Source organism: candidate division WOR-1 bacterium RIFOXYB2_FULL_36_35, from assembly GCA_001771505.1.
GTDB lineage: Bacteria > Margulisbacteria > WOR-1 > XYC2-FULL-46-14 > XYC2-FULL-37-10 > XYB2-FULL-36-35.
In genome coordinates this window covers 75,811-85,466 of sequence record MEUA01000017.1, presented here as the reverse complement: position 1 = coordinate 85,466, position 9,656 = coordinate 75,811, and the positions used below count along the sequence as shown (strand labels likewise).

9 protein-coding genes are annotated in these 9,656 nt (G+C 34.3%); 2 read left to right on the top strand and 7 right to left on the bottom strand.

Features of this window, described 5'->3' with window-relative positions:
- Positions 1-207: 207 nt before the first annotated feature.
- Both A2290_05585 and A2290_05580 read right to left on the bottom strand, forming a co-directional pair.
- The gene (locus A2290_05585) at positions 208-1,998 is read right to left on the bottom strand and encodes a phosphoenolpyruvate carboxykinase (GenBank protein OGC15793.1); all 1,791 of its coding nucleotides are present in this window, start codon (positions 1,996-1,998) and stop codon (positions 208-210) included.
- 41 nt (positions 1,999-2,039) lie between these two features.
- Positions 2,040-3,146 (bottom strand): hypothetical protein, encoded by a 1,107-nt coding sequence (locus tag A2290_05580; protein OGC15792.1) that lies wholly within the window; start codon positions 3,144-3,146, stop codon positions 2,040-2,042.
- A 61-nt stretch (positions 3,147-3,207) separates the two neighbouring features.
- On the opposite strand from A2290_05580, the gene A2290_05575 reads away from it, so the two are divergent.
- Together A2290_05575 and A2290_05570 are read left to right on the top strand one after the other, a co-directional pair.
- Positions 3,208-4,119, top strand: a complete 912-nt coding sequence (locus A2290_05575) for a hypothetical protein (GenBank protein OGC15791.1) — start codon at positions 3,208-3,210, stop codon at positions 4,117-4,119.
- Positions 4,120-4,164: 45 nt separating this feature from the next.
- Positions 4,165-5,400 carry a hypothetical protein gene (locus tag A2290_05570; protein OGC15790.1) on the top strand — a complete coding sequence of 412 codons (1,236 nt, stop codon included), beginning with the start codon at positions 4,165-4,167 and terminating at the stop codon, positions 5,398-5,400.
- 71 nt (positions 5,401-5,471) lie between these two features.
- On the opposite strand, the gene A2290_05565 is transcribed toward A2290_05570, so the two are convergent.
- From A2290_05565 to A2290_05545, 5 genes are all read right to left on the bottom strand, one after another.
- The gene (locus tag A2290_05565) at positions 5,472-5,855 is read right to left on the bottom strand and encodes a hypothetical protein (GenBank protein ID OGC15789.1); all 384 of its coding nucleotides are present in this window, start codon (positions 5,853-5,855) and stop codon (positions 5,472-5,474) included.
- Between the two features lie 79 nt (positions 5,856-5,934).
- A complete protein-coding gene (locus A2290_05560; protein OGC15788.1) occupies positions 5,935-7,551 on the bottom strand; it encodes a hypothetical protein in 1,617 nt (538 codons plus the stop codon).
- Positions 7,541-8,653 carry a hypothetical protein gene (locus A2290_05555; protein OGC15787.1) on the bottom strand — a complete coding sequence of 371 codons (1,113 nt, stop codon included), beginning with the start codon at positions 8,651-8,653 and terminating at the stop codon, positions 7,541-7,543. Before A2290_05555 ends, A2290_05560 begins: the two co-directional genes overlap by 11 nt.
- Entirely contained in the window at positions 8,654-9,043 is a 390-nt protein-coding gene (locus A2290_05550) for a hypothetical protein (GenBank protein OGC15786.1), read from the bottom strand.
- Complete coding sequence (locus tag A2290_05545; protein ID OGC15785.1) at positions 9,040-9,585, bottom strand: hypothetical protein; 546 nt, start codon at positions 9,583-9,585, stop codon at positions 9,040-9,042. The genes A2290_05550 and A2290_05545 overlap by 4 nt, the downstream gene beginning before the upstream one ends.
- Between the last annotated feature and the right edge of the window lie 71 nt (positions 9,586-9,656).

Genomic DNA, 9,656 nt, shown 5'->3' with positions numbered 1-9,656 from the left:
ATTCTCTATCAGATTATCATACATGACAGAAAAAATCATCAAAACTACTTCATTATGCATAAAACCGACAAACCCCGATTATCCTAATCGGGGTGAATGATTTCATACGAAATCTTGTCATTAAGTGTAGTTTGCAACACCCAAATCGCAACTTTTTACGAGGGAATTTAACATTTTTTGAAGCTTGCGCGGAAGTCGGGATCAGGTTTAAAATCCTAATCTCTTTTTTAATTCTCTGTGTTCCTGCCAAATTTCTTGAGGTAAAAATTTTCCAAATTTTTTAAAAAACTCTTCCTGGCTTTTCAGCTCTAAAATCCAATCTTTTTTATGAACAGATAAGGCTTGCTCTAAATCTTTTTTTGACATTTTAAGTCCTGCCATATCAATATCTTCGAGTTTTGGCACATTGCCAATCGCAGTTTTTTTTGCTCCTACACTATAACGGCAACGAGCTATTATCCACTCAAGAATTCTTAAGTTTTCACCAAATCCAGGCCATAGAAAATTTCCTTTTTTATCCGTTCTAAACCAGTTTACATGAAAAATTTTAGGCGGTTTTGACATCTTTCTCCCCATTTTAAGCCAATGCTTAAAATAATCACCCATGTTATAACCGCAAAAAGGGAGCATTGCCATAGGATCATGACGAAGCTCTCCCTGTTTTCCAAACTGAGCAGCAGTACGTTCAGATGCCATTGATGCCCCAACAAAAACACCGTGCTGCCAACTAAACGCTTCATACACAAGAGGAGCAACTTTTGCCCTTCTTCCTCCAAACATAATCGCAGAAATCGGTACACCATGATGATGTTCTAATCTATTTGTAACAGATGGACATTGTGAAATCGGAGCTGTAAATCGACTATTCGGATGAGCCCCTTTTATGATTTTTCCTAATTCATCCTTCATCCCCGGCCGCCAAGGACGGCCCATCCAATCAATCCCCTCTTTTGGAGGGTCTCCCTCTCCATCTTCCCACCAAACTGTCCCATCTTTTGAAAGTAAAACATTGGTAAAAATTGTATTTTTGCTTATAGTAATCATAGCATTAGGATTTGTTTTAGAATTTGTCCCGGGAGCAACGCCAAACATCCCGTATTCCGGATTTATAGCCCATAAAGTGCCGTCAGAATCTATTCTCATCCATGATATATCATCCCCCACCGTCCAAATACGATAACCTTTGTGCCTTAACCCTTTTGGAGGTATAAGCATTGCAAGATTTGTCTTGCCGCAAGCACTTGGAAAAGCTGCCGCCACATAAGCTATATATCCGGAAGGATCTTCCACCCCCATAATAAGCATATGTTCAGCCATCCACCCCTCTTTATTCCCAAGATAAGAGGCAATTCGAAGAGCTAAACATTTTTTGCCAAGCAATACATTTCCTCCATACCCTGAATTTACGCTCCATATGGTATTATCTTCCGGGAAATGAAGAATCATCCGTTTGCTCAAGTCAAGTTCCGCTTTACTGTGAAGGCATTTTGTAAACTCGCCTTTTTTTCCAAGAACATAAAGAACGTTGGTCCCTATCCTTGTCATAATTCTCATATTTAAAACCACATATATACTATCTGAAAGTTCAACTCCAATTTTACTAAAAGGCGAACCTATAGGCCCCATCGAGAATGGGATGACATACATCGTGCGACCTTTCATTGATCCTTTAAATATAGCTCCCGCCTTTTTATATGCCTCTTTAGGCGATATCCAATTATTATTAGGCCCTGCATCCCTTTTGTTTTTTGTACATATAAAGGTTAAGTCTTCAGTACGAGCAACATCATTTGGATGGGTTCTATGATACACACAACCAGGTAGTTTCTCTTGATTAAGCTGAATCAATTCGCCGGTTTTAAAGGCCTCTTTCTCAAAATTTTTTTTCTCTTCTTCCGAACCATCACAAACATAAATGTTGTCCGGTTCACAAAGCTCCGCGCACTCTTGTATCCATTTTTTTAATTCTTTATGTTTTATATCGTTTAATTTCATTATAAGATAATTATACCATCAGACCAAAGGATATGGCAAAAAAATCAAGCGTCGGGGTTTATAATTTTATCCAGTCTTTGCTGGTAAGTATGATCTTTATAGGCCCTCTTCTGAGCAGCTTCAGCTATTTTATCTCTTTCTGCCGCATTATTTATATAATGAACAATTTTTTCTTTAAAATCATCAACCCACTTAAAAGAGACTATCTCTTTATTTTCTTCAAAATGAATTTTATAATTGGGTCTTTCATCATCTATTAATTGAAAAGAGGCACAACCTGCAACTTCGAATGTCCTTCCAGATACGCTTGTAGGAATTATTCCTTCTGCATTTCCAGTTTTAAACCTCTCATCAACAGCGGCTCTATGGATATTTAAAACAATTTTTGCGCCGTTATAATACTTCACAGCTTCAGAAGGAGGGACTATATCATCTACAATAAACCGCTCCAATACATCCAATCTTTTTAGTTTCTTCTTCCACAACCAAGGATCTTTTAATGATCCGATAGTCGGTCCGCCACCGATAATTTTCACATTATAATCTTTTAAGAAGTCCGCCACTAAATCAAAGAACTCAACCCTTCGCGGAAAAGGGACACCAACAAAACATATGTCGGATTTATACTTATCATCAACTTCTATTTTCTTGTGCACATCAGGGCTGCATGCTAGAGGCAAGAAAGAAGTGTTTTTTGAGCCTGAATTTTTATGTTTCTCAACACAAGCAGATTCAACCGTATAAACATAGTCGTAAAAGGCGCCCATATTAGAAGTGTTATCTATTTCTTGAGGATCATCCAAAAACCATATAGCAGTTTTAACTTTTATTTCCCTTAATACTTTCAGAACTCTATTTGAAATATTCCCAACAATATGTAAAACCAGATCGGGCTTAAAGTCTAAAACTTCTAGAGGAAGATCAGCGGTAGCGCGGTCTTGAAGCAACATTTTGACTTGTGACTCATTTAATTTTTTTTCTTTGGCATAATTGCCAACATAATGTATCACCATATTGGCACGAGCAAAAACATCAAAGACTTTAACTTCATGCCCCATCACTTTTAAGGTCTTTATAATATAATCATCAATAAAAGCATAAGGCCAAGTCGATCCCCAAAAATGTCCATGAGCACAATAAAGTATTTTCATAATGTGGTCATTTTAACAAACCAAAATATTACTGGCAAGGCAATGTTATAATAGAGAACAAATGAAAATTTTATATGTCACTAATTTCAGGGAAATCGCAAAACATAGCAATGGCTTTATAAGTGATTACTTAAATGATTTATGTTTTTACGGTTTATATGAACTTTTAGAAAAAAACATTATATCAGAATTAATAGACAGCACTGAAATCCCGTCTTTGTATAAAGAATTTAAAGGATTAATCCCGGAAAAGGCTCTTTGGGGAGGCTTTACCTCTTTCTGGCTGATTGATAAACCATTTCAATCTGTTAACAGAAAAGATATAGCACAAAAAATAAAAGATAAATATTTTGACATAATAATATACGGTTCAGTTAAAAGATGCCTTGATTATTATGATTTAGCAAAAGAGATCTATCCTCCAGACAAAATAATACTGCTAGATGGCAACGATGAAACATCTCTTTCCCCCTTATCAGAAAAGCATCCATATTTCAAAAGAGAACTCATGGAAAAAGATTCGTCAGGAAAAAATATACACCCAATATCTTTTTCAATGCCCGCCTGCAAAATAACAAAAAACACAAACACAGTTAAAACACAAAAATATGGAACAGTAATTCCCGGCAAAAAAGAAACATATCTATTTAAACATTCGGAAAAAAAATATTACGAAGATTATAATAAATCATTTTATGGGGTCACCTTCAAAAAAGTCGGATGGGATTGCATGAGACATTATGAAATTCTTGGAAATTATTGTATGCCTTATTTCACAGACTTGGAAAACTGCCCTAAAACCACACTATGGAATTTCCCAAAAAATAAAGTCTTAAAGGCGAGAGAAATTTCAAATTCCAAGCCATTTAAAGGAAAAGAGTATTTTGAATTGCTAAATGAAGTTTTCGAATATACAAAAACAAACCTAACGACAGAAGCTACTGCAAAATATATTCTAGATAAAATACAATAAAACATTGCTATTGCCCCATCTAAGATGTAAAATATTTAAAAATTTATGAAAATTCTTTTTGTCTCACACTATCTTCGTTTAGATGGAGCTCCCATTGCTCTTTTTGAATTAATTAAAGAGCTTACATCAACAAAAAACATAGACATCTCTGTATTGTCATTTTTTGATGGTCCGTTAAAATCCTGGTATGAAAGAATAAAGATATATCCTACGATAAAAAATTATCATGAAACAAACAGAGAAAACATAAAAAACCTGTCAAATTATATCAAGAAAGAAAAATTTGACATTATAGTAGCAAATACTCTGGATACAATCAATTTATGTTATGCTGCCAATATAGTAAAAAAGCCTGTCATTTTATCCGCACATGAAGATTGGCCTCAAGTAAATTTTTCAACGCTCCATTTATTCGCGTTTAAGGTGTCAGATTTAATCCTTTTCTATTCAAGTTCTCAGCAAAAGACTTATAAACCTATTTTAAACGGCATTAAAAACAATGTTGTAACAAACGGGATCTCTTTTGAAAAATTCGCTTTAAAAGTGACAGATGAAGATACAGAAAAAATAAAACTCAAAAACAATCTTCCCACAGACAAAAAGATCATATCTATTGTCGGGACAATATGCTCAAGAAAAAAACAGGATGTTTTTATTCGTGCGGCAAATGAAATTCTAAAACAAAGAAAAGACCTGCTATTTTTAATAGTAGGTTTATATAATGAAAAGGATTTATATTATCAACTTCTAAGAAAATACATAAAAACTGCAAACTTAGAAGACAAAATCCTGTTTTTAGGCTCCAAAGAAAATATGGAAGAGATATATCAGATTTCAGATCTTATTGTAAGCGCGTCTTCAAATGATATCGTACCTAATGTATTAATAGAAGCTTTGGCATCAAAAAAACCGGTTGTAGGCACAAATATAAACTCGATTCCAAAACTGATTCAAAATAATGGCATTATTGTTGAACCAAACGACACAAAACAAATGGAAAAAGCAATATTAGATATCTTAAATGATTATGACTCTTTCAAAGAAGAGGTAAATAAGAATTATTCAAAATTAAAAAGCAGATATGACATAAAAACAAGCGCGAAAGAATTTCTATCCTTTGCGCAAAAAGTAAAATTTAAAGAAAAAAGCTGTGAGGTAAGATTATCAAAAAGTGAAGTAAGTTTTATTGCGAAAAACGGACTATCCTTAAACTACAAAGAGTTCACTCCTCTTATAACGAGAAAAAAATCTTCCGAAATTAACCCCGATTATTCACGGTGAAATCAGAAATCAATAAACTGTGTAAAATTCCTAAAGTATGAACCCCGATTATCATAATCGGGGTTAAATAATCAAACGATTGTACCGCCAAACACAGGATTATAAATTATCTGCGCAGAAAGTTTATCTCTTTCTTGTTGTATAGCTTTTAATTTGTCTATAACAGGTTTCAACATATTGTAAATTTCAGGATCCAGGTCTTTTAATGAATTTAAATTTTGCAAAACATCTTCCAGCTTACCATTAAAATCACCGCCGCCTGATTTTAATGCGTCCAATTTTTCCAAAACCTTACGAAGCTTGTTTTTCTCTGTAAGTTTAGCCTCAGACATCTGCTTTGTAATTTCGGCAATAAGAGAACGCGTCTCTTCAATAATCTTATCAACAGCATCTTTTGGATTCGTATCTTTTATTATCTTCATAATATCATTAATCGCCACATTATTTACCGCCATATTAATCACCTCTTTTAATAAATTAACCCCGATTATTCACGGTCAAACCAGAAATCAACCCCGATTATCATAATCGGGGTTAAACAGCTTCCCTAAATTCATACTCTCTTTTAGGTATCTCAAGATCAAGATTAGACTCCCCTTTTAACCGATTCATAAGTTTCAATATTAAAGATAATCTCTTATCCAAATCAGGCCTATTACTCTCTTTTAAAATAGCCCTCACAGATAAAAACTCATCTTTAGCCGCATTGAGAACTTTAATATTTGCGTTATCTCTTAACGAACTAAATTCTGTGTCACTTAAATCCCAACCAAGCCTTTTAATGTTTTCAAGTATCCCCTTAATCTTATGTTCGATCAATTTAAACGCAGGTCCAGCCAACTCATATAGAGTAGCCCTCTCTTCTAATGCGGATTTCAACATGTCGATGAGTCTCAATCTGGCCAAACCCGTTCCATCTTTTTCTATATTTTTAAATTCATCGCTACTAATTCCAAGCTTTATTAAACCGTTTTTCAATCTCCGTATTTTAAAATAAGTATTCATAATAGATGCTAAATCACCAGAAAGAGCACGATGCATATAAACAGCCCTTAACCTATTAATCAATAAGTCTTTTTCATCATCTTTTGTAAATTCATAAGGGTTTTTCTCTTTTTTATTTTGCGAATCGGAATTTAACCCTCCCCCGCTCAAGGGAATATCTGCGACAAATAATCCAAGATCATGTTTCTTTACTTTCCAGTCTTTTGAAAACTCATTCAAATCAATTCCAACTTTTGATGCCAATTTAATCAACTCTTTGAGTTCTTCTGTGCTTTTTTGAGAAACCTTAGAATCCGAAGAGAGAATTTTGCCCATCAGACTCTCTTCCATCTTATTTTTCGCAAAATCCTTAATCTCTTCTTTTGCTTCTTCTCTGACACCATCAGCCAAAAGCTGTAAAGTCGCATCATCATGAACGCCTTTTTTTAGACTAAAATCCAAAACTTGATTTAACATTTTCTCGTTTATTACAAATTCAATTGTTTTTTTCTTGCTGAGAACCGTATTAAAAAAGGCGTCCCTTATTTGTTGTTTAATTTCAGCGCGCATCGAATTTGTTACAGAAGTTTTTATAGATATAAAATCTTTGGCGGTTAATCCTTTTTCCTGCAACAAAGATTCTATCTTCTCGAGTTTTTTCTTCAACTCCTGCGAATTGCTGACTATATATTGGGCATAGTAAGCGGCATACTCCTTAACAAGACCTTGCGTCTCACTATCTATGTTTATAGCGCTGGCATTGCCTCTATTGCCGTTCTGATCCTGATTGTTATTTAAGTTTTTTGCTTTTTTCAAAACAGTATTTACCTGGACCATATCACTAAAACTCTCATCAGGCGAAAACAATTTTCCAAATTGATCTTCCAGTTCTTTTTTTGCTTTTCCGGAAAACTTCTCGGGATCAAGAGAGACCCCCGTCGCAGCAAGCTGAGAAGCCAAACTCGCAAGAATATCTATCCCAGCCTTGCTGGGATTAATTCCATCTTGAATTAATTTTGAGATATCAGAAGAACTCTGAACTTTATTTTTGCCGGGTTCCTGCCGACCTTTTTTTTCAAGCTCTTTTAACTCAACTGTTACACTATTATTTAAAGCAACCGCCGTCTGTTGAGTCGCTGCATTATCTATAATAGGATTAACGCCCATTTGACTTGTCTCCTTCTATCTCCACACGCAATTTCTCAATTCTACGCAAAACATTTGCATCATGTTTAAATTCATACGCCGCAGTAAAAGTTTCTAAAGCTTCCTTTTTTTGTCCGTTTAAAAGATAAGCATTCGCAAGAAGGAACCTGGGTAAAAACGTATAATCATCAACATTAAAACTTTTCAAAGATTTTTGGGGCAAAACAAGAGTAGACGCGTGCTCAAGTATTTTAATTGCGTAAGGAAGGTTGTTTGTCGATATATATATGCTTCCAATAAGATTAAACGCTTCGGCATTTGTGCTATCTAAATTCAAAACACTCTTTAATTCGGCATAAGCATCTTGGAATTTTTTTTGTTTTACAAGAATTCTTGCTCTTTTAATTCTTGAAGAAATTGCTATGTGATTATTAGGAAGTAGTTTGACAACTTCACCATAACAATCAAAGGCTAAATCAAAACAGCCTGTTTCATAATAATTATTTGCCAGCATAAAATGAAAATAAGGATCATTTGGTTCATCTTGCAGTTTTTTCTTTAATATTCTTAAATTTCTCTCTCTTTTAAGTTTGGTTTTTTCTTCTGACAAATCTGTCCCCCAATGAAAAATTTCAATGCCCCCAAGGAATAAAGAAGAAGAAACAAGCTGATGTGATAAATCATAAACCTGTTCATTAAAAGCCCTTTCAAAATGAATCCCTTTCTTATTTTTAAAACCTTTTAATCTGAAATAAAACTTAGTTCCCTCTTTTTGCCCAAATTTTGCTTCATAAACAGGTAGATAAAAAGCATCTTCTTTGATATCTAATAAAACAGATCGAAGCTTTTGAATTTTTTCTTCCGCAATAAACTCATCAGCATCAACCCATAAAATAAAGTCCCCTGTCGCATATTTTAAAGATTCATTCCTTGCGGCAGAAAAATCATCTGTCCAAGGGAAATGATAAACCATTGCGCCAAACTGCTTTGCAACTTCAATAGTCCCATCTGTTGACCCTGTATCAACCAAAATTATTTCATCTGCTCCCCGGGATAAATCAGGCAGAGTAAGTTTTAATACGTTTTCTTCGTTCTTCACAATCATACAAGCAGAAATTTTCATTTAATCATCTCCAATAGAAACAGAAATCTTATTTTTAGATATTGACTTTTCTATAATACTTTTATCTTTATTCTGCTTTTCTGAACTTTTCTGAAAATACTTATCATATAATTCTCTTAAACGTTCTGCGCGCCTTATATACACTTCCAATTTTTCCATTTTAATCAAGACTTCTTTTTTATCAACTCCAAACATCTGCATCTCATATTCAAGGTTTGAACGCTCAGCATAAAAAGAGAGTATATGTTTTTTTAAACTGTCATATTCCATCTCTTTCAATCTGCTTGGCATAAAATCATCCCTGACACCAACCCTATCAGCCTGCATAAGCAGCTGACTTTCCATCTCTTGAAACACACGCATTTGAGCCTTTATCTTTTTCGCACTCATACAACCTTTGCTCCCGTTACTATGCCAAATAAAACTTTTTCACTCGCAACTTGTTGTAAAGAAGTTTTTATAACTTCAATTTTTTTTCTTCGCGCATCACTTAGCAAGCCTTGTATCTCAATGCCGCTTACTCCAAGTAACCCCATTTGAAAAGAGACAATTCCTATCCCCATTTTTGAAAGTTGAGAAACAAAAAAATTATGGCTGTAAGAATCCATTGCAAGCTTAATAAATTTATTTTTAAGAACTTCAATGGTTCTTTCTCTAAATTTAAGGCTTTTATTTCTAGAGAGCGATTCAATTTCATCTTCTGCCATGGAAGAAGAAATAGCGCTCATATAAACAACATCTTGAAAGCCAATTTTATATGTCTTGGTTCCATCTTTATTGTCAGAGGCCTCCCATACAACAGATGACATATGTTCAGAAGTCTCACTTTGCGTTTTTTCCTCTTCTTTCTGTTTTTGTTGCAAAGCTTTTTGACTGGCATACATCTTTTCCTGTGCCAAAGTAGAAGTAATACTAGCAGCGTCTGTCGTCATTAAGATACACCCCTTCTATATTCAATATATCGGATTAAATGGCCAAAAACTTGCGTGGGAATATTAAAAAA